21 protein-coding genes and 1 tRNA gene are annotated in these 18167 nt (G+C 67.9%); 8 read left to right on the top strand and 14 right to left on the bottom strand.

The window, feature by feature from the left end; all coding sequences use genetic code 11:
- Window positions 1–5 precede the first annotated feature (5 nt).
- The 4 genes from ilvA to WOA58_RS10100 all read right to left on the bottom strand — a co-directional run bounded on the left by ilvA (window position 6) and on the right by WOA58_RS10100 (window position 3279).
- Window positions 6–1217, bottom strand: a complete 1212-nt coding sequence (ilvA, locus tag WOA58_RS10115) for a threonine ammonia-lyase (RefSeq protein ID WP_340604073.1) — start codon at window positions 1215–1217, stop codon at window positions 6–8.
- 193 nt (window positions 1218–1410) lie between these two features.
- Window positions 1411–1797 (bottom strand): gamma-glutamylcyclotransferase family protein, encoded by a 387-nt coding sequence (locus WOA58_RS10110; RefSeq protein WP_340604072.1) that lies wholly within the window; start codon window positions 1795–1797, stop codon window positions 1411–1413.
- Window positions 1798–1824: 27 nt separating this feature from the next.
- Window positions 1825–2961, bottom strand: coding sequence for a citrate synthase (gene citZ / locus WOA58_RS10105; protein WP_340604071.1), 1137 nt, complete (start codon window positions 2959–2961; stop codon window positions 1825–1827).
- A gap of 42 nt (window positions 2962–3003) precedes the next feature.
- A complete protein-coding gene (locus WOA58_RS10100; protein WP_340604070.1) occupies window positions 3004–3279 on the bottom strand; it encodes a DUF7536 family protein in 276 nt (91 codons plus the stop codon).
- Between the two features lie 129 nt (window positions 3280–3408).
- Between WOA58_RS10100 and WOA58_RS10095 the strand changes: the two genes are divergently transcribed.
- From WOA58_RS10095 to WOA58_RS10085, 3 genes are all read left to right on the top strand, one after another.
- A complete protein-coding gene (locus tag WOA58_RS10095; RefSeq protein ID WP_340604069.1) occupies window positions 3409–4365 on the top strand; it encodes a succinylglutamate desuccinylase/aspartoacylase family protein in 957 nt (318 codons plus the stop codon).
- Window positions 4365–5465: a threonine synthase gene (locus WOA58_RS10090; protein ID WP_340604068.1), complete on the top strand. Its 1101-nt coding sequence runs from the start codon at window positions 4365–4367 to the stop codon at window positions 5463–5465. Before WOA58_RS10095 ends, WOA58_RS10090 begins: the two co-directional genes overlap by 1 nt.
- Before the next feature lie 71 nt (window positions 5466–5536).
- On the top strand, window positions 5537–6775 hold the full coding sequence (locus tag WOA58_RS10085) for an NRAMP family divalent metal transporter (protein ID WP_340604067.1): 1239 nt from the start codon (window positions 5537–5539) through the stop codon (window positions 6773–6775).
- Here WOA58_RS10085 and WOA58_RS10080 read toward each other — a convergent pair.
- From WOA58_RS10080 to WOA58_RS10070, 3 genes are read right to left on the bottom strand one after another with little or no spacing between them, the layout of a single operon-like run.
- Window positions 6766–6945, bottom strand: coding sequence for a hypothetical protein (locus tag WOA58_RS10080; RefSeq protein ID WP_340604066.1), 180 nt, complete (start codon window positions 6943–6945; stop codon window positions 6766–6768). The two genes, WOA58_RS10085 and WOA58_RS10080, sit on opposite strands and share 10 nt — an antisense overlap.
- Before the next feature lie 31 nt (window positions 6946–6976).
- On the bottom strand, window positions 6977–7834 hold the full coding sequence (locus WOA58_RS10075; RefSeq protein WP_340604065.1) for an ABC transporter permease: 858 nt from the start codon (window positions 7832–7834) through the stop codon (window positions 6977–6979).
- Window positions 7831–8745, bottom strand: coding sequence for an ABC transporter ATP-binding protein (locus WOA58_RS10070; RefSeq protein WP_340604064.1), 915 nt, complete (start codon window positions 8743–8745; stop codon window positions 7831–7833). Before WOA58_RS10070 ends, WOA58_RS10075 begins: the two co-directional genes overlap by 4 nt.
- Window positions 8746–8964: 219 nt before the next feature.
- Between WOA58_RS10070 and WOA58_RS10065 the strand changes: the two genes are divergently transcribed.
- Window positions 8965–9279, top strand: coding sequence for a hypothetical protein (locus WOA58_RS10065; protein ID WP_340604063.1), 315 nt, complete (start codon window positions 8965–8967; stop codon window positions 9277–9279).
- Window positions 9280–9285: 6 nt separating this feature from the next.
- Here the strand turns inward: WOA58_RS10065 and WOA58_RS10060 are convergent, their stop codons facing one another.
- Window positions 9286–10554: a tRNA(Ile)(2)-agmatinylcytidine synthase gene (locus tag WOA58_RS10060; RefSeq protein ID WP_340604062.1), complete on the bottom strand. Its 1269-nt coding sequence runs from the start codon at window positions 10552–10554 to the stop codon at window positions 9286–9288.
- Between the two features lie 147 nt (window positions 10555–10701).
- Between WOA58_RS10060 and WOA58_RS10055 the strand changes: the two genes are divergently transcribed.
- On the top strand, window positions 10702–11670 hold the full coding sequence (locus WOA58_RS10055; RefSeq protein ID WP_340604061.1) for a transcriptional regulator: 969 nt from the start codon (window positions 10702–10704) through the stop codon (window positions 11668–11670).
- On the opposite strand, the gene WOA58_RS10050 is transcribed toward WOA58_RS10055, so the two are convergent.
- The 3 genes from WOA58_RS10050 to pyrE all read right to left on the bottom strand — a co-directional run bounded on the left by WOA58_RS10050 (window position 11667) and on the right by pyrE (window position 13279).
- Window positions 11667–11912, bottom strand: a complete 246-nt coding sequence (locus WOA58_RS10050; protein ID WP_340604060.1) for a glutathione S-transferase N-terminal domain-containing protein — start codon at window positions 11910–11912, stop codon at window positions 11667–11669. The two genes, WOA58_RS10055 and WOA58_RS10050, sit on opposite strands and share 4 nt — an antisense overlap.
- Window positions 11913–11973: 61 nt before the next feature.
- A complete protein-coding gene (locus WOA58_RS10045) occupies window positions 11974–12687 on the bottom strand; it encodes a phosphoribosyltransferase family protein (RefSeq protein ID WP_340604059.1) in 714 nt (237 codons plus the stop codon).
- Between the two features lie 73 nt (window positions 12688–12760).
- The gene (pyrE, locus tag WOA58_RS10040; protein ID WP_340604058.1) at window positions 12761–13279 is read right to left on the bottom strand and encodes an orotate phosphoribosyltransferase; all 519 of its coding nucleotides are present in this window, start codon (window positions 13277–13279) and stop codon (window positions 12761–12763) included.
- A gap of 179 nt (window positions 13280–13458) precedes the next feature.
- Between pyrE and WOA58_RS10035 the strand changes: the two genes are divergently transcribed.
- Window positions 13459–14121, top strand: a complete 663-nt coding sequence (locus tag WOA58_RS10035) for a helix-hairpin-helix domain-containing protein (protein WP_340604057.1) — start codon at window positions 13459–13461, stop codon at window positions 14119–14121.
- 291 nt (window positions 14122–14412) lie between these two features.
- Here WOA58_RS10035 and WOA58_RS10030 read toward each other — a convergent pair.
- Window positions 14413–14516, bottom strand: a tRNA-Arg gene (locus WOA58_RS10030).
- Window positions 14517–14610: 94 nt separating this feature from the next.
- On the opposite strand from WOA58_RS10030, the gene WOA58_RS10025 reads away from it, so the two are divergent.
- A complete protein-coding gene (locus tag WOA58_RS10025; RefSeq protein ID WP_340604056.1) occupies window positions 14611–15156 on the top strand; it encodes an AAA family ATPase in 546 nt (181 codons plus the stop codon).
- Window positions 15153–15560 carry an RNA-binding domain-containing protein gene (locus WOA58_RS10020; protein ID WP_340604055.1) on the top strand — a complete coding sequence of 136 codons (408 nt, stop codon included), beginning with the start codon at window positions 15153–15155 and terminating at the stop codon, window positions 15558–15560. Before WOA58_RS10025 ends, WOA58_RS10020 begins: the two co-directional genes overlap by 4 nt.
- 7 nt (window positions 15561–15567) lie before the next feature.
- On the opposite strand, the gene WOA58_RS10015 is transcribed toward WOA58_RS10020, so the two are convergent.
- Both WOA58_RS10015 and WOA58_RS10010 read right to left on the bottom strand, forming a co-directional pair.
- Window positions 15568–16470, bottom strand: coding sequence for an esterase/lipase family protein (locus WOA58_RS10015; RefSeq protein WP_340604054.1), 903 nt, complete (start codon window positions 16468–16470; stop codon window positions 15568–15570).
- 47 nt (window positions 16471–16517) lie between these two features.
- Complete coding sequence (locus WOA58_RS10010) at window positions 16518–17903, bottom strand: signal recognition particle protein Srp54 (RefSeq protein WP_340604053.1); 1386 nt, start codon at window positions 17901–17903, stop codon at window positions 16518–16520.
- Window positions 17904–18167 lie beyond the last annotated feature (264 nt).

Genomic DNA, 18167 nt, shown 5'->3' with positions numbered 1-18167 from the left:
TAAAACTACACCAGCACCTCGACCTCGTAGCCCTGCTCGCGCATCCCCGCCAGCAGCTCCCCGACGTGGTCGTGGCCGCGGGTCTCGAGGTCGATCACGACCTCCGCGGCGTTCATCGCGATGTCCCGCGAGGTCCGGTCGTGCTGGATCGCGTAGATGTTCGCGCGGTTCTCCGCGAGCACGTCGATCAGCTGGCGAAGGGCACCGGGGCGGTCCTTCAGCACCGTGCGGACCTTCAGATACCGGCCCGTCTCGACCAGCCCGCGCATGATCACCGTCGTCAACGTGTTGAGGTCGATGTTGCCCCCACAGAGCGCCGGGACGATCGTCTCGCCCTCCTCGTAGTCGACGGCGCCCGAGAGCAGCGCCGCCAGCGGGACCGCCCCCGCCCCTTCGACGAGCGTCTTCGAGCGCTCGAGCAGCGCCGCGAGCGCGACGGCAATCTCCGAGTCCGAGACCGTCACCACCTCGTCGACGCGCTCCTCGATCACTTCGAAGGTCAGATCGCCCATCCGCCCGACCGCGATCCCGTCGGCGATGGTCTCGACCGCGTCCCACTCCTGGACCGACCCCTTCTCGAGGGAGTCGGCGGCGCTGGCGGCGCCCTCGGCCTGCACGCCGATCACCCGAATGTCGCGTTCCTGGGCCTTCAGCGCCGTCGCGATCCCCGCGATCAGCCCGCCCCCGCCGATCGGGACGAGAACGGTGTCGACCTCGGGGCAGTCCTCGACGATCTCGAGGCCGATGGTCCCCTGGCCGGCCATCACCGCCTCGTCGTCGAAGGCGTGGACGTAGGTACGCCCCTCCTCGCGCTCGATCGCGTGGGCGCGCTCGGCGGCCGCGTCGTAGCCAGACCCATGGCGGACGACCTCGGCGCCGTAGTTCCGTGTGGCCTTGAGCTTCGAGATCGGGGCGTGTTCGGGCATGACGATGACCGCGTCGACGCCCATGCGGGTGGCCGCGAGCGCGACCCCCTGGGCGTGGTTGCCCGCGCTGGCGGTGACGACGCCCGCCTCCCGCTCCCGATCCGAAAGCGTCGCGATCCGGTTGGTCGCTCCACGGATCTTGAACGCGCCGGTGCGCTGGAAGTTCTCGAGCTTGAGGTGGACCTCGGCGCCGGTCATCTCCGAGAAGGTATGCGAGTAGTCGAGCGGGGTGTGGCGGGCGGTCCGCTCGACCCGCTCGCGTGCCCCGTAGACGTCCTGGACGTCGAGCATGCCGGCGGCTACGCGGGGGTCGTGGTTAACGGTTCGTCTCCGAAAGAATCGGACGGATGGGGAATGCACGAACCGTGTGACGTGCAGCTATAGGGGCGTCTCCCATCTATATAAAACCAGCCCGTCCGGAGCGGAAGTGAAACCGCTCGACGGGGGCGATCCGAAGGGGCGTCAGACGGGCGGCGCACGGGTGTCATTCTTTGTGGCCGATTCGGACGTCGTTGGCGTCGAGGTAGGATCGGACGCGCTCCTCGAACGGGCCGCTCCCAGGCCACTCGGCGTCGGCCCCCAACGGCTCGGGGTCGCCGACGTAGCAGTCGGCGCTTTCGCCGTCGTCGACGGGGACCGAGGCTCGGAGATAGAGCCCCGATTCGACCCCCTCGTAGGCGTCGAGCCGGTCGATCTCGGGCGTTTCGAGCAGGCGTCCCTCACACTCGCCGCCCGGGGCGAGCGTCGGGTACTGGCCCTCGACACGGCGAAGCCCCTGCAGGACGACCTCCGAGCCGAGCTCGTAACGATCGAGCAGTTCCTCGACCCGGTCGGGGTCGGTGAGCGTTCCGTAGACGAAGACGCGTGCCATGGCAGATGGGAGGGGGTGCTGTCGTCGTTACCGTTCATCGAGCGGGACGAACTCCCGGTCCTCGGGGCCGACGTACCGGGCGCGCGGGCGCATGATCCGGTTGCCGTCGTACTGTTCTGCGACGTGGGCCGTCCAGCCGCCCACCCGCGAGAGCGCGAAGATCGGGGTGAACAGGTCGATGGGGATGTCCATCTGGTAGTAGGTGGTCGCCGAGTAGAAGTCGACGTTCGGGGGGATCCCTTTTTCCTCCTGCATGAACTCCTCGATGGCGATGCTGTAGTCGTACCACTTCATGTCGCCGGCCTCCTCGGCCAGCGACTCGGAGAACTCCCCGAGGATGAACGCGCGGGGGTCCTTGACGTCGTAGACGCGGTGGCCGAAGCCGGCGACGCGGCGACCCTCGTCGAGGGCGTCCTTCGCCCACTTGACCGGGTCCTTGTCGCTGTCGTCGACCTCCTTCAGCATCTCCATGACGTTCTGGTTCGCGCCGCCGTGCAGGCCGCCCTTGAGGGTGCCGATCGCGCTGGTGACGGCGCTGTGGACGTCCGAGAGGGTGCTCGCGGTGACCATCGCCGAGAACGTCGAGGCGTTGAGCCCGTGGTCGGCGTGCAGGACGAGCGCCGCGTCGAACGTCTCTGCGGCGGTCTCGTCGGGCTCCTCGTCGTTGAGCATGTAGAGGAAGTTCTCGGCATGGCTCAGCTCCTCGCGGGGCTCGACCGGCTCGTCGCCCTCGCGGTAGCGGGCGAAGGCGGCGACGATCGTCGGGACCTTGGCCGTGATACGGCGGCTCTTCTCGAGGGTCGCCTCGTGGTCCTCGGGGTCGGTCGGGCCCGCGGGATCGGTGCTCGAGAGCTGGGAGACGGCCGTCCGGAGGGCGGCCATCGGTTCCGCGTCCGCGGCGGCGAGCGCCTCGACCGTATCGAGGACCTCCGCGTCGACGGTCCGTTCGGCGCTCATCTCCTCGTCGAAGGTCTCGAGCTCCTCGCGGGTCGGGAGCTCGCCGTGCCAGAGGAGATAGAGGACCTCCTCGTAGCTCGCCTCGCGGGCCAGGTCCTCGATCCCGTAGCCCCGATAGACGAGTCGCCCCTCCTCCCCGTCGATGTAGCTCAGCGAGGATTCGGCGACCAGAACACCTTCGAGCCCCTCTTTCAGATCGTCTGCCATACCCGGAGATTGATGACCATCCCGGTTAAGGATTACCGTTCCTTAGTCGAGTCGTTTGGCCCGCCGGACCGCCGAGGCGATCGTCAGGACGATCGCGACCAGCGCCGCGACCGAGACGGCGAGGGTCACCGCGAGCACGCCGAACAACAGCGGCGAGCTCTCGACGCCGGGGGCGGCGTCGACGATCACGATCCGGTAGACGTACGCGAGGAGGGCGACCGCGACGCCGACGACGAGGCCGACGGCGGCGTGACGGCGGACCCCGAGGTCGAGGAACAGCGCCGCGAGCGAGGGGCCCTCCGGGGTACTGTCGCTCACGGTCGGGGTTGGAAGCCGGGGGAGAAAGGCGTCCCGGTTCCGCCGACCGCGCGCCCGGGTGCGGCCCGATAGGTACGGCAGATGGCACAATCGAACGCCTAAAGAGCGTGGCCGCGTCGTCTAGGGGTAATGACGAGCCTCGGAACGGCGGCGGCCGCCCCCGGCGAGACCGACACGGGGCGGCTGGTCGTCGGCGAGACGCGAGACGGCGGGGAGTTCGGGCTGCCGGTCGCGGTGGTGAACGGCGCGGACGACGGCGACACCCTCTACATGCAGGCCGCGAGCGACGGCGACGAGCTCAACGGAATCGGCGTGATCCAGCGGGTGATCCCACGGATCGACCCCGAGGAGCTTTCCGGGACGGTGCTGGCCGTCGGCATCGTCAACTATCACGGCTTCCAGGTCGCGAAACACCGGAACCCGATCGACGACACGAAGACCAACCGCACCTATCCGGGCGACGCCGACGGGACCTCCTCCGAGCGGATCTCCCACGCGACGTTCGAGGCCGCAAAGCGCGCCGACCGGATCCTCGACCTCCATCAGGGTTCGACCAGCCGGATGCTCAACGAGGTCCGGGTCCGCTGTGGGACCCGCCACCGGCTCCACGAGCAGTGTCTCGAGCTCGCGAAGGTCTTCGGCTGTGGCTACGTCCTCGACCAGAAGGGGCCGAACGGCCAGCTCGCGCGGGTCGGCCCCGACGAGGGGATCCCGACGATCGACCCCGAGCTCGGGGGCAGCGTCGGCTGGGACGACCGCAGCATCAAGTACGGCGTCCGTGGCTCGTTCAACGTGTTGCGGTACTACGGCTACCTCGACGGGGAGGTCGAGCCCGAGACCCAGACCCGCGCGAGCGGGTTCGACCAGTACGGCTCGCCGTCGGGCGGGTTCGTCCGCTTCGAGAAGGCCCTCGGGGACCGGCTCTCCCGGGGCGAGACGGTCTTCACCGTCAGGGACACCTTCGGGCGAGTCAAGTCCGAGGTGACGGCCGACGGCGACGGGATCTTCTGGCGCTCACGGCGGCTTCCCCAAGTGGCGACCGGCGAGTACGTCTGCTCGGTCGCCACCGGGATCGACACGTACTGATGGTCGCCGACCTGTACTGTCCGGCCTGCGAGCGGACGTACGCCGCGGGCGCGGACGAACCGTGGCGCTGTTCCTGTGGGTCTCCCCTCGAACTCGCCGAGCGACCGCTCCCCGAGGGTCCGCCCCCGGCCTTCGACGAGCTCGACACTCGCCGGGGCCTATGGTCGTTCTCGGAGTTCCTCCCGATCGAGCCCGCGGTCACGCTCGGCGAGGGCTTCACGCCGCTGGTCGAGGCGCCCGGGTGGGACGCGCAGTTCAAACTCGAGTACGTCTTCCCGACGGGCAGCTTCAAGGACCGCGGGGCGACGACGGTTCTCTCGCGGGCCGCCGAGCTCGGCATCGAGCGGGTACTGGAGGACTCCTCGGGCAATGCGGGCGCGGCGATCGCGACCTACGCGGCCCGGGCGGGGATCGACGCGGAGGTCTACGTCCCCGCCTCGGCCACGGCCTCGAAGCTCGCCGCCATCGAACGGGCGGGCGGCGAGGTGGTGCGGGTCGAGGGGAGCCGCGAGGCGGTCACCGAGGCGTGTATCGAGGTCGTCGAGGCGGGGGAGGGCTGGTACGCGAGCCACGCCTGGAACCCGGCCTTCTTCGCCGGCACCCAGACGGTGGCCTTCGAGATCGCCGCCCAGCGCGACTGGCACGTGCCCGACGCGGTCGTGCTCCCGCTTGGCCACGGCACGCTCTTTCTGGGCGCGTATCGGGGCTTTCGAGCCCTGCTGGAGGCGGGCTGGACCGACTCGCTTCCCCGGCTGCTGGGCGCGCAGGCGGCCGGCTACGCGCCGATCGCCGAGGCGCTCCACGACGACAGCGAAAGAGGTGAAAACGACGTGGCCGACGGGGTTCGGATCCGCGATCCCGTCCGCGGGAGGGAGATCCGGGGTGCGATCGAGGAAACGAACGGGGACGCGATCGCGATCGGGGAGGCCGACACGGAACGCGAACTCGACCGGCTCCACCGCGCGGGCTTCTACACGGAGCCGACGTGTGCCGTGGCGCCCGCGGCCCTCCGGCAGTATCGCGAACGGGGCGTTCTGGACGCTGCCGACGACGTGGTCGTTCCCCTCACTGGCAGCGGCCTGAAGGCCGATCCCGGCTGACGGGCTGCGACCTGTTCGCACGCAAGCTCAACCCTTATCCGTATAATCTGTCCTTAGTTACGATAGACCGGATGAGTACGAGCACCTATTTCGAACGCTCGGTGTCGGGAACGAAGCAGTTCGTGAATCGCTACGGGCTCGGGCTCCTGTTCGCGGCGAACATCTTCGGCGCGGGATCCGTGTTCATCCTCTCGGAGGCCGGCAGCGACTTCGGGTTCGCCCTGCTGTGGGTGCTCCCGCTGGCGCTGCTGGCGGGCCTCGCGATGCACGAGATGTCCGCGCGGCTGGCCGCCGCGGACCGCCCGCTGATGATCTACATCACCGATCGGATCGGCCAGACCGCCGCGAAACCCCTGGCGATCGGGATCTCCTTCATCATGCAGTTCTGGAGCGTCGCGAACTACGCGCTCGCGGGCGCGGCGTTCGTCTACATCTCGCCGCTCTCGAACCTCTACATCGGGACGATCCTGATGGCGGCGTTGGGGATCGCGCTCGTCGAGCTCCGGCTCTACAGCCGCATCGAGGGCGTGGTCGCCGCGCTCGTGCTCGCGATCTTCGGCTCGTATCTCGTCATCGTCATGGGGCTGGACCTCCCGCTGGGTGACGTCACGACCGGTTTCGTCCCGACGCTCGTCTCGGAGTTCGGCTACCTCACGATGATCATCGCGCTGCTCGGGACGACCGTCTACTACCCGAACTTCTTCATCCAGACCAGCATGTCGGGGACGAAGGACTGGGACGTCGTCGAGAAGTACCGGCGGGATCACACCTTCGGGATGGTCGCCGTGATCGGGCTGAGCATCGCGGTGATGGTCGTCGCGGCGATGACGATCCCGGACGGCGGCGACATCACGCTGACGGCGCCCGGCGAGCCGCTGGCGGACGCGCTCGGCCCCTGGGCGCTCGACGTGTTCATCATCGCCGCCGGCGCCGCCTCCTTCACCAGCGCCACCGGCACGCTGTTCGGCGCGGGCTTCATGATCCCGCAGGCGTACGGCCGGAAGACGATGTTCGGCGACCGCCCGTTCCGGCTGGTCGTCCACTCGCTGATCTGTCTCTCCGTGCTGTTCGCGCTGCCGCTTCTGGCCTTCACCGGCTTCACGCCCGTCTCGCTCGCGATCACGATGCCCGCGGTCAACGGCGTGATCGGGCTGCCGATCACGGCGATCGCGCTGTTCGCCGCGGTCAACCGGTATTTCGATCCCTCGCGGATCGAGCAGGCCGGGTTCCTCCTGGTCGTGATCGTGCTGTTCATCGGGTCGGCCCTGACCGCCCAGGACCTCGCGGGGACGATCGCGAACTACCTCTGAGCGTCAAGCGCGAGGGCATACGAGACGATCCGGAGGCCGGCGAGCGCACCGAGCGAGCAGACCAGGAAGACGAGAACCGGCGGGAACGCGGCGGTGGGGCCGAACCGCGGGGCGAGGGTCGCCCCGACGATCCCGATCACCAGCGCCGCGAGGAGGGCCGAACGGTTCATGGGTGGCGTCGGCGGGGAAGGAGGATAACTCTTAGAGGTCGACGCGGTCGAACCGGAGCAGGCCGATCGCGAGCGGGACGAACGCCCAGGCCGCGAGCAGCACGAACCCGAAGCTCGGCTGGGCGACCAGCGGGACGCCGCCCTCGAGCAGGCCCTGGGCCTCGTAGGTGCTGGCGACGGCGAGCCCCGACTCCCCGAGGGCCGCGCCGAGCGCCGAGCCGTACGCCGGACCCGGCGGCAGCGAGAGGAAGGTGACGTACCAGTCGGGATAGCCCGATTCGGGGAAGACCGATCCCGAGGTGAGATAGAGGAGGAGTTGGGCGATGACGCTCCAGAGCAGCCAGAACAGCCCGAGTAGGCCGAACGCGCCGACCGCGGCGCGTGTGGTCGACTTCGTCATCGCGGAGAGCCCGACGCCGATACAGACGTAGACGAACCCCAGAAGGACCGTCAGCAGGGTGAAGACGAGATACTCGACGGGCGAGATCGAGCCCGTGAAGGCGAAGATCGCGACCATCCCGGCGGCGAAGCCGATCAGGATCGAGACCACGACGACGCCGGTTCGTCCAAGCACCTTCCCGAGGACGACGTCCTGACGGGTGTGAGGCAGCCCGAGCAGGAACTTCAGGCTGCCGCTCTCGCGCTCGCCGGCGACCGCGCCGTAGCCGATCAGCAGGGCGATGATGGGTACCAGAAAGCTCGCGGGCGACTGGAGCGCGATGACCAGGTCGAGCGTGTCGCCGGCCTCGTCGCCGAGCACGCCCGAGATCTGCGTCCCGACGTAGGCGCCGGCGACGGTGAACAGCACGAAGATCAGCGTCAACGCGATCAGCCCGCGCGAGCGCACGGCGTCCTGGAAGTCCTTCTTCGCGATGGCGATGGCGCTCACGCGGTCGCCCCCGTCGTGTAGTCGATGAAGAGGTCCTCGAGCGAGGACTCCTCGGTCTCGAAGTCCTCGACGGTCGCGCCCGCGTCCTCGAACGCCCGCAGCACCCGCGTCTTGGCGTCGTCACGGCAGGTGACGGTCGCGACCGAGCCCCGCGTGGTCACTTCGGAGACCCCCTCAAGGGCGGCGACCCGCTCGGTCGCGCCGTCGGGCAGGCGGTCGAGCTCGACCACCAGCGTCGTCTGGTCGGTCGTCGACTCGCGGAGCCCCTCGACGGAGTCCTCGGCGACGAGTTCGCCGTCCCGGAGGATCCCCACGCGATCGCAGACCGCGTCGACCTGTTCGAGGATGTGCGAGGAGAAGAACACCGTCGCCCCGCGGTCCCGCTCGGCGCGGATGATCTCGCGCATCTCGCGGGCGCCCGCGGGATCGAGCCCGGTCGAGGGCTCGTCCAGGATGAGCAGGTCCGGCTCGCCGGCGATCGCCGCGCCGAGCGCGAGCCGCTGGGTCATCCCCTTCGAGTAGCCCCCGACCTTCTTCTCGGCGGCGTCGGGGCCGAGCCCGACCCGCTCGAACAGCGCGTCGGGATCGTCGTCGGCATCCTTCGACTCGATGGCGAATTCGAGGTGTTTCCGGCCCGAGAGGCGGTCGTAGAGTTCGAAGCCCTCGGGAAGGATCCCCGTCCGCCGGCGGATCTCGAGGCCCTCCTCCTGGGCGTCGTGGCCGAAGACGCTGACCTCGCCCGACGTGGGGCGGACGAAGTCCAGAAGCAGGTTGATCGTCGTCGACTTCCCGGCGCCGTTGGGGCCCAGGAAGCCGTAGATCTCGCCCTCCCGTACCTCGAGGTCGAGCTCCGAAAGTGCCGTCTCCTCGCCGTATCGTTTCGTGACGTCCGTTAATCGTATTGCAGCCACAGGTTTGATCAAGTCGATGTTATCGAAGACAATACATATGTTTTATCGCTATTAACTGATACGAAATAAATATTCCCGGGTCGGTAGGCAGCTACATATAATATTTCTGCTTTTTCTAGTAAGAAATATATGGTGCGGCCCGGAACGTGTCTTCGCACGATGACACGATCCGACCGACGCACCGACGGCCGAACCGACGCCCCGATCGGGGTGAGATAGATGGACCGGCTGCTTTCCGCGCTGGCGCTGTTGCAGTCGGAGGCGCCCGAGGAGCTCCCGATCGACATGGAGACGCTGTGGCTGATCTCGATCGTCGCGACGCTGGTGTTTCTGGCGATCGGGATCGCCGTCGGCTACTGGGTCTACAAGGACGCCGCCGATCGCGGGAACAGCGAAACGCTGTGGGCGATCGGCGTCGCCCTGTCGTTCCTCCTCTTCCCGTTGGGCCTCGTCGTCCCGGCCGCCTACTTCGTGCTTCGGGGCGAGAAGGTTCCCGAGACGCCCGAGGAGCCGGCATCCGCGGGCGACTGGTAGCCCACCCTATCGTTCGGGGTGGACCGGCCCGTCGAACCCGCCCCGAACGAGGGGTTTGGCGATATGCCGCCGCGCGGTCGGCGGCACTTCGTACCAACCCGGTTCGAGATCCCTGTCGATCTCGATCGTCTCCTTCGTCTCCGCGCTCGTCGAGCAGTCCCGACAGCGATAGCCCTGCTCGCGCCCGGCGCTCTCCATGGACCGCCTGCAGTCGGGACACCGCGGGTTCCGGTACTCGATCCGGTTCAGCTCGCGTAGCGCGAACTTCTCCAGTTTCAGCGTTCCCCCCGAGACCTCGCCGCAGGCGGTGATCCGGTCGCCCTCCCGCAGTGCGCGCACGCGGTCGCGAAACCGTTTCGTCGGCTCGAACGCCGCACACCGCAACCGATCGTCCCCGTCGTCGATCTCGAGGAAGACGTGTCCGCCCCGTCGGGTCTCGGGCGCGGAGGAGACGACTCCGTCGAGCCGGTAGGCCCGTCCGTCCTCCACCGATCCGATTTCGCCGTCCTGCAGGTGGACGTCGGTGCCCTGGTTCGTGAGGAACAGCGCGCTACTCGCGACGGGCTCGCTCTCGATGCGTTCTACGGCTCGCCGTACGGCATCGGGATCGTCCCCGCGGATGCCGTAGAGGACCGGTCCCGGCGTGTGGGGCACACAGACCGTATCGCCCGTTTCGCGGTCGACCGTGTCCCAGACGGCGGGGTACTCGGCCTCGGCGGCCCGGAACACGGAGTCGGGGTCAACCCTCCGTTCGGTCCCCCAGCGCCCGCGCTCACGGTAGGCGATCAGCTCGTGGGTCCACTCGGAGAACGCCCGCCGCGCACCGACCGCCGCGAGCGCACCGATCCGGCCCCGTCCTCCCGCCCAGCCCTCCTGCGAGTAGCCCGCCCCCTCTACGACCTCGAGCGCCTCGTCGAGGGAGAGCTCCTCGCGAACAGCTCGACGGGAGAACTCGGCGACCTTCCCGGGGACTTCCTCGGGGTCGCTGGGTGCGACGACGAGCCCGGGCTGGGTGTTCGAGTCCCTCACCTCCGCGAGGTCGTCGATCAGTTCGCGGGCGGCGTCGAACGCCTCCTCGGGATCGCAGTCGGCGTGGACCGCGAGGGCGGCGTTGCCGCGGGTCTTGTGTTCGACGGCGGGGTTGAGCCGGATCAGGAGGGGAGGATCGACGTCCGCTCCCGTTTCCGCTAGCACGCCGGCGATCTCGCTCGCGAGATAGGTCGTACACATCCCGCGCGTGCGCGAGTCGGTATCGTCGATGCCGACGACGGTCATCGCCGTCGCTTGGCGGCGACCCGGCTAACGGCTTTCGGCTCGGCGCGCGCCCGGTAAATACCGATGCTTCCTACCGGGAGAGAAGGACGGACGGGACGGTGGTATCCGACACAACACATATATGGTTCGAATGACTTATATAGGAATATGTCTCGGTCTGCACTGGTCGGAAACGTGACTGCGATGCTCGAGGACGCGGGCTTCGTGGTGAGCGACCGGTGTGCCATCCGTCCGAAGAGCTTCGACGTCGCGGCACGCCGCGGCGAGGACCTGATCCTCGTGAAGATCCTCGGCAACGTCGACGGGTTCGACGGCGCGACCGGCGCGGAGATGCGCCGACTGGGCACCTACCTGAACGCGACGCCGTTCGTCATCGGGCTGCGGACCCGCGACGAGGAGCTGAAACCGGGCGTCGTCTACTTCCGCCACGGGGTGCCGGTGTTCAGCCCGGATACGGCGATGGACTTCTTCGTCGAGAACGTCCCGCCGATGATCTACGCCGCCCCCGGCGGGCTCTACGTCAGCATCGACAGCGACATCCTCGCGGACGAACGCGAGAAACGCGGCTGGAGCCTCGGCCAGCTCGCCTCCGAACTCGGCGTCTCGCGCCGGACGGTCTCGAAGTACGAGGACGGCATGAACGCCTCGATCGAGGTGGCGATGGACTTGGAGGAGCTCTTCGGGGAGCCCCTGACCAGCCCGGTCGACGTGCTGGGCGGCGCCGAGGAGGTCCGCGACGCCGATCCCATGCCCGAGGACCCCGCCGTCGAGCCCGAGGACGAGGGGATCATCGCCGTGCTCACACGGGCCGGCTTCGACGTGCATCCGACGACGCGCGCGCCGTTCAAGGCCGTCGGCGAGGACACCAGCGAGGAGGAGAACGTCCTCACGGGCAACTCCGCGTTCACGAAGACCGCCGAGAAGCGCGCCCGGATCATGGGCTCGCTCGGGAAGGTCACCCTCACCCGATCGGTCTACTTCGTCGACAAGGCGCCAAAGGACGAGGTGGAGGGCACCGCGATCGTCGAGCGCGAGGAAGCCGAATCCGCGCGCGACGGCGAGGAGCTCCGGGAGCTGATCCGCGAGCGGACCACACCCCCCGAAGAGCTAGCCTAAGCGTACGTCTCGTTGAGGTATTCGACGATGTCGTCGCTCTCGTTCATCCCCTCGACCCCGTGGTCCGGGTCGACGAGTACCGGTACCTCCGTTTGTCCCGTGAGCTCCTCGACCTCGGTCCGCTCGGCGTGGCTGCTCGGGACCTGGTGGGACTCGTACTCGAGACCCAGCTCGTCGAGGCGGTTCCTGACCTTCGCACAGAACGGACAGCCCTGTAGTTCGTAGAACTCGATGGATGCCATCACCCGACGTAGGGCCTGGAGCCAAAAGAGCCCACGGGTGGCGGCGACCGCCGAGGCGGGACTACTCGAGATGGGAGAGGGCGCCCACCGGGGCGTCGGTCCGCTCGCCCGCGCGCCCGATCCCCTCGTCGCCGGCGGCGATCAGCGCGAAAACGCCGGCGACGTCGGCGCCGGCCCCGTCGGCGATGTCCAGGAGCAGCTCCTGGGTCTCGCCCGACCGGATGAGGTCGTCGACGACGAGCACCCTCTCCCCGGCCGACAGCGCCGAGGCCGGCAGGTAGTAGGTGAGTTCGATCCCCGAGTCGAGCCGGTCGCGTGCCTCGATGAACTCCTCGATCGCCGTCTCCTTGGACTTCTTCGCGTAGGCACACCGCGCGTCGAAGTACCGCGCCATCGCCGCCGCGAACGTGATCCCGTCGGTCGCGGCCGTCAGCACCACGTCGGGGCGCTCGAAGCCGAACGACTCGGCGGCCACCGGTGCGACCAGATCGAGGAAGGGCTGGTCGAAGACGATCCCCGAGTTGTCGACGTAGCCCTCCCCGTCGAGCTCGATGCGCGCCTCGAGCTCGTCGGCGAGCGTCTCGCGGCCGACACCGTCGATCACCGCGCGGGCCCGGGCGGCCCCGGGGAGGACATGGCCGTTCACGTACCGGTTGAGATCGCCCGCGGGAAGCCCCGTGAGGTCGGCGAGCTCGTCGTAGGTACGGGTCTCCTTGAGCATCCCGAGGACGGAGACCGCCTGCAGCTGCAGGGTCGCCTTCTCTGCTCTGTTCATATCAGGAGAGCGTCCTACACGAACTTGAACATCCCGGAAGCGCTCGGGATGGAAACCACCACGGAGACGGATACTACCGGTCGAGGAGGTCACTCGCGGTCACCAGCGCCTCGAGCTCGACGCCGTGGTCTGCGAGCAGTTCGTCGGCACCCTCCTCGCGGTCGACGACGACGATCACGCGCTCGACGTGCGCACCGGCCTCCCGGAGCGCCTCGACGGCGTCGGCGGCGCTCTGTCCGGTCGTGGCGATGTCCTCGATGACCACGACCTCCTCGCCCTCGTCCAGCTTTCCCTCGATGAGGTTGCCGGTGCCGTACTCCTTCTGCCGTTTGCGCGCGATGACGTAGGGGAGGTCGGTCTCGACGCTGGTGACGGCGACGAGGGGTACCGCGCCCAGAGCGACGCCCGCGAGCTTCGGCTCGTCGATCCGCTCGGCGAACGCCGCCGCGATCAGCGAGAGGCATCGCGGGTCGGTCTCGAAGAGGTACTTGTCCACGTAGTAGTCGCTCGTCCCGCCATGGGAAAGCTCGAACTCGCCGTACTGGACCGCGTTCGCCTCCCGCAGCGCCTCGATGAGTTCCGGGTCGGCCATACCCCGTCTCTCGTCGGCCGGGGCAAAAACGCACGGAACGGTCGCTGCCATTGAATGGTAGAAAAAACCATCTAGCGGCATTCAGGGGTCGGACTTATCCGTCTCCGGGACCTCCTATGGGATGGGAACGGGGACGAAGCGACGCCGGACGCAGCCGAGTTCCCAGATAAGTGATACCAATGACGACAACACCGATGAAAGCGCTGTTCGACCTTCAGCGAACGACGTTCGAGCAGAGCCAGCAAGCGATCGAACAGGGTCTCGAGACACAGCAGCAGTTCGCCGAGTCGGCGATCCGAACCGGCGTGGCCGCCCAGCGCTCGATGCAGCGCCAGGGGATGGAGGTCACGCGACAGTGGGCGGTCGCCTCGACCGGGGCGATGTGGGCCGGTGCGGACGGCGACCGACGCGAGGAGGTCGACGAGCAGTTCGACGCGCTCGTGGACGCACAGGAGGAGACGTGGGACGCGTTCGAGGAGAGCCTCGAGGAGGGGCTCGCAGCCTACGAGGAGCTGACCGAGCGCCAGAAGGAGTTCCTCGAGCAGTCGATGGCGTCGTTCACGGACACGAGCGAGCGAATGGAGGGGACCGTGATCGAGATCGCGGAGGATGCCGAAACGGCCACCGAACAGGGGACAGAAGCGATGGAGGAGAGCGTCGAGGCGCTCACCGAGGAGTTCGAGGAGATAAGCAACCTCAACCAGGCCCACGCCGAACGCCTGAACGAAGCGGGCATCGACGGCATGGAGGCGCTCGCGGACGCACAGACCGACGCTGTCGCACGGGCCGCGGAGGTCTCCGAACTGCAGGCGCAAGCGTGGATCGACGCCGCCGAACGGTAAGCGAGAATCACCCGAAGCAGTCCGCCGCTGGCGCGTTTCCTCCTACGGTGTGGACCTCACGAGGATTCGGATTTTTTCGATAGGTCGTTACAGCGATTCGTGCTAGACACTCGAAGGGCACGATGGGAGTCCAACGAGCGAACGGAGTGAGCGAGTGGGACTCAAGAGTGCCCGTGAGTGAGCGAAGCGAGCGAACGGGCACGATGGGATTTGAACCTCGGTCGCAGCAGAGCTGCTCCCTGCTTCAAACCCATCTCGGTTCGCTCGTCGCGTTCGCTCCTCGCAGAACAGCGGGCACGATGGGATTTGAACCCACGACCGTCGGATGTCTTCCCCCGACGCTGGCGCACCGAGGATAGAAGTCCGACGCTCTATCCGGACTGAGCTACGTGCCCTCGAACCCTCGTTTGCGAGCCGCGTTGAAAAGCTATCGGGATTCGGGCCACCCGAAGGACAAACTTAACCCCTGACCGCGTCTATCGCCGGCGAATGCGAGTCATCGGAACCGTCGGCCTGCCGGGCAGCGGGAAGGGCGAGGCCGCCGCCGTCGCCCGCGAGAAGGGGATCCCCGTCGTCACGATGGGCGACGTCATCCGCCGGGAGTGTCGCGAGCGGGGACTCGATCCCGCCGACCACCACGGTGAGGTCGCCCAGGCGCTCCGCGAGGAGGACGGTCCCCTCGCGATTGCCGAACGCTCCCTCCCGCTGATCGAGGAGGGTCTGGAGGAAAGCGAGCTCGTCCTCGTCGACGGGCTCCGCTCGGGCGCGGAGGTCGAGCGCTTCGAGGAGGCCTTCGGCGAGGCGTTCACCCTCGTCGCGATCGAGGCGCCGTTCGACGTCCGCGAGGAGCGTCTGGGAACCCGCGGTCGGGACAACCCCGAGACCGAGGACCTCGAGACCCGCGACGAGCGCGAGCTGGGCTTCGGGATGGGCGAGGCGATCGAACGCGCCGACGTGACCATCGAGAACACCGACTCGCTCGAGGCCTTTCGCGAGCGGATCGAGGGGCTGTTCGCCGGGAGGGTCGAACGATGATCTACCGGATCGAGGCGTCCGTCCGCGCGCCCGTCGAGGACACCGAGGTCACCGACAGGGTCCGGGACGCCGTGGCGAACCTGTTTCCCAACGCCGAGCTCGAGGCCCGGGAGGGCGAGCTCGTCGGGACGACCCACTCGATGGATCACTTCTCGGAGCTGCTGCACCGCCAGGAGATCCTCGACACCGCCCGCAGCGAGTTCTTCCGGCGGCAGTCGGGCGAGTACTTCTCCTTCTCGCTCAAGAAACAGGCCGCCTTCCAGGGCGTGGTGAACTTCGCGGTCGGCGAGACCGACGAGCTCGGTGAGATCGACGTCGAGGTGCGGGTCGACGAGCCCGACGTGGAGAGCTACATCGACCACGTCGCCCCGCCGACGGAAGAGGGACGGCCCGTCGAGCCCTGACGGGCGTTCACGAGCCGTCGGCCAGCCACTCCGAGAGCAGCTCCTTGGTCGTCTCGTCGGTTCTGACGCCGTCGTGGTCCACACCTTCCAGAGCGACGTTCTCGGCGCCGCCGAGCGCGGGGCTCGTCGGTCGCGTCCGGAAGAAGCCGTCGTCGGTCCCGCGGACCGTGTAGTAGTCGACGGAACCGGGCGTCTCGTCGGGCTCGTTGAGCTCGTAGAGCGCCTCGCCGGGGGTGTCCGCACAGGAATGCGAGAGGAAGTCGCAGATCCGGGTCGAGCCGGGGCCGGCCGCACAGCCCGGCCCGCAGGTCCACGTCCCGTGGTTCGCGCCCGCCAGCCCGACCAGCGACCCGACGTGCTCGTAGCGATCGCGGTCGGCGAGCCAGTACCGGATCCCCGTCACGCCGAGGCTGTGGCCGACGAGATCGACCTGCTCCGTGCCGGCTTCCCCGCGAACCGCTTCGACGAACGAGTCGAGCTGCTCGCTCATCTCCTCGTGGGTGCTCGTCTCGCGCTCGAACGTGATCGACCAGAGCGCGTCGCCCGAGTAGCCGCGCTCGACGAGATACGCGGCGTGCTCGTCGAAGTCACACGCGTCCCGGCCGTTACCGTGGACGAAGACGATCGGGCGTTCGTCGAGCCCCGCGTCCGTCCCGTGGTGGGCGTGGCCGCCCCAGCCGCCGTATCCATCGGTGTCGAACGGGAGGGCCGCGTCGTCGGTTCGGTCACGGGAGCACGACGAGTCGCTCCCGGGAAGGCCGGGATCGGGATCGTCGCCGTCGGAGTCGTCCTCGTCGTCCGTGTCCGTAGTATCGTCCAGGCAGCCCGCCGCAAGCGCGATGCCGGCCCCGCCGAACGCCGCGAGCAGGTCGCGCCGGCGAACCGTCCGAGGACCGCGCTCGCGAACCATGCCGTCGGTTATCGACCCGAACGAATAACGAACCGGCTTGCCGGCCCTCAGAACAGCCCGCCCATGCCGCCGCCACCGCCGCCCTGGTTCTCCATCTGTTTCATCATGCGCTCCATGTCCATGTTGCCCTGACCCATCCCCTGGAACTGCTTCAGCGTACGCTCCATCATCTTGTGCTGCTGGAGCAGCTCTCTCACCGTTTCCTCGTCGGTGCCCGAACCACGGGCGATGCGCTCGATCTGGCTCTGGCCGATCGCACGGGGGTGTTCCAGCTCGGCGTCGGTCATCGAGTCCATGACGAACTCGAAGCGCTGCATCCGGTCCTGGGTGACGTCCATGGCGTCGTCGGGCAGCTGGTCCATCAGCCCCCCGCCCATTCCGGGGATCATGTCCATGATCTGGTCGAGCGGGCCCATCCGGTTCATCGCGTTCATCTGCTTTCGCATGTCGTGAAGCGTGAACTCCCCCGAGAGCATGTCCTCGGGGTCCCAGTCCTCCTCCTCGTCGCCGGTCTCGGCCATCGCGCGCTCGACGCGCTCGGTGAGCTGCTTCAGGTCGCCCATCCCCAGCAGCCGGGAGATGAAGCCGTTGGGTTCGAAGCGCTCGATGTCCTCGACCTCCTCGCCGGTCCCTAAGAAAGCGATCGTCGAGTCGGTCTCGTTGACCGCCGTGAGCGCCCCGCCACCCTTCGCGGTCCCGTCGAGCTTCGTGATCGTCACGCCCTGGATGCCGATCGACTCCTCGAACCGGCGGGCCTGCTCCTTCGCTCCTTGCCCGATCGCGGCGTCGAGCACCAGCAGGGATCGATCGGGCTCGACGACGTCGCCGATCTCCTCGATCTCCTCGATCAGCTCGTCCTCGAGGGCGTGGCGACCCGCCGTGTCGACGATGTGGACGTCGGCGTCGGCGGTCTCCTCCATCCCCCGGCGGGCGATCTCGACGGGGTCCTCCGCGTCGGGGTCTCCATAAAATTCGACCTCCGCGCGCTCGCACATCTGTTTGGCCTGGTCGTAGGCGCCCGGTCGGAAGGTGTCGGTCTGGATGACCGCGGGGCGAAGTCCCTTCTTCGAGAACCACCACGCCATCTTCGCCGCGGTGGTCGTCTTCCCCGAGCCCTGCAGGCCCGCGAGCATGATCGTCTGTTCCTCGAGGGGCAGCTCGGTCGAGTCGCCGACCAGCGCGACCAGCTCCTCGTAGACGATCCGCAGGACGTGGTCACGTGCGGTGGTCCCGCCGGGCGGCTCCTCCTCGAGGGCCCGGGTCTTGATCGAATCGGAGAGCTCCATCACCAGCGAGACGTCCACGTCGGCCTGCAGCAACGAACGCTGGATCTCCTTGACGACCGCCTCCACGTCATCCTCCGTGAGCCGGGACTTCCCGCGGAGGTCCTCCAAGGTCCCCCTGAGGGACGTTCCGAGATCGTCGAGTACCATTTGGTCGGACTACGCTCTACTGCCGATAAAGGCTTTTGTCACCGAACGTACTCACACCCGGCTGACGGTATGAGTGAGACGGTAGTCTTCGAGCACCGTTATGATCAGTTGCTCGCCGTCGTGGCTACCCTCGACACCGAGCGGTTCGAATGTCGTTGAGGTTCCTTGGTTTCCGGCATCGAGTCGGGCAACGACGCGTACTGTCCAGGATTCGAAAAGACACCATCGTATTGCCGCTCTTCGGATGCATCAACGAATATCTCC

Origin of the sequence: Halalkalicoccus tibetensis (assembly GCF_037996645.1) — an archaeon.
GTDB lineage: Archaea > Halobacteriota > Halobacteria > Halobacteriales > Halalkalicoccaceae > Halalkalicoccus > Halalkalicoccus tibetensis.
Note: the sequence above shows the minus strand (reverse complement) of the source record. Positions and strands in the feature narration are given on the sequence as shown.

Excerpts from the sequence above, each read along its gene's own strand:
- WOA58_RS10065 (WP_340604063.1), top strand. The coding sequence starts at position 8,965 with ATGGACCGGCTGCTTTCCGCGCTGGCGCTGTTGCAGTCGGAGGCGCCC.
- WOA58_RS10060 (WP_340604062.1), bottom strand. The coding sequence starts at position 10,554 with ATGACCGTCGTCGGCATCGACGATACCGACTCGCGCACGCGCGGGATG.
- citZ (WP_340604071.1), bottom strand. The coding sequence starts at position 2,961 with ATGGCAGACGATCTGAAAGAGGGGCTCGAAGGTGTTCTGGTCGCCGAA.
- WOA58_RS10110 (WP_340604072.1), bottom strand. The coding sequence starts at position 1,797 with ATGGCACGCGTCTTCGTCTACGGAACGCTCACCGACCCCGACCGGGTC.
- pyrE (WP_340604058.1), bottom strand. The coding sequence starts at position 13,279 with ATGGCCGACCCGGAACTCATCGAGGCGCTGCGGGAGGCGAACGCGGTC.
- WOA58_RS10015 (WP_340604054.1), bottom strand. The coding sequence starts at position 16,470 with ATGGTTCGCGAGCGCGGTCCTCGGACGGTTCGCCGGCGCGACCTGCTC.
- WOA58_RS10010 (WP_340604053.1), bottom strand. The coding sequence starts at position 17,903 with ATGGTACTCGACGATCTCGGAACGTCCCTCAGGGGGACCTTGGAGGAC.
- ilvA (WP_340604073.1), bottom strand. The coding sequence starts at position 1,217 with ATGCTCGACGTCCAGGACGTCTACGGGGCACGCGAGCGGGTCGAGCGG.
- WOA58_RS10095 (WP_340604069.1), top strand. The coding sequence starts at position 3,409 with ATGACGAGCCTCGGAACGGCGGCGGCCGCCCCCGGCGAGACCGACACG.
- WOA58_RS10050 (WP_340604060.1), bottom strand. The coding sequence starts at position 11,912 with ATGGCATCCATCGAGTTCTACGAACTACAGGGCTGTCCGTTCTGTGCG.
- WOA58_RS10020 (WP_340604055.1), top strand. The coding sequence starts at position 15,153 with ATGATCTACCGGATCGAGGCGTCCGTCCGCGCGCCCGTCGAGGACACC.
- WOA58_RS10025 (WP_340604056.1), top strand. The coding sequence starts at position 14,611 with ATGCGAGTCATCGGAACCGTCGGCCTGCCGGGCAGCGGGAAGGGCGAG.
- WOA58_RS10055 (WP_340604061.1), top strand. The coding sequence starts at position 10,702 with ATGTCTCGGTCTGCACTGGTCGGAAACGTGACTGCGATGCTCGAGGAC.
- WOA58_RS10045 (WP_340604059.1), bottom strand. The coding sequence starts at position 12,687 with ATGAACAGAGCAGAGAAGGCGACCCTGCAGCTGCAGGCGGTCTCCGTC.
- WOA58_RS10080 (WP_340604066.1), bottom strand. The coding sequence starts at position 6,945 with ATGAACCGTTCGGCCCTCCTCGCGGCGCTGGTGATCGGGATCGTCGGG.
- WOA58_RS10035 (WP_340604057.1), top strand. The coding sequence starts at position 13,459 with ATGACGACAACACCGATGAAAGCGCTGTTCGACCTTCAGCGAACGACG.
- WOA58_RS10085 (WP_340604067.1), top strand. The coding sequence starts at position 5,537 with ATGAGTACGAGCACCTATTTCGAACGCTCGGTGTCGGGAACGAAGCAG.
- WOA58_RS10090 (WP_340604068.1), top strand. The coding sequence starts at position 4,365 with ATGGTCGCCGACCTGTACTGTCCGGCCTGCGAGCGGACGTACGCCGCG.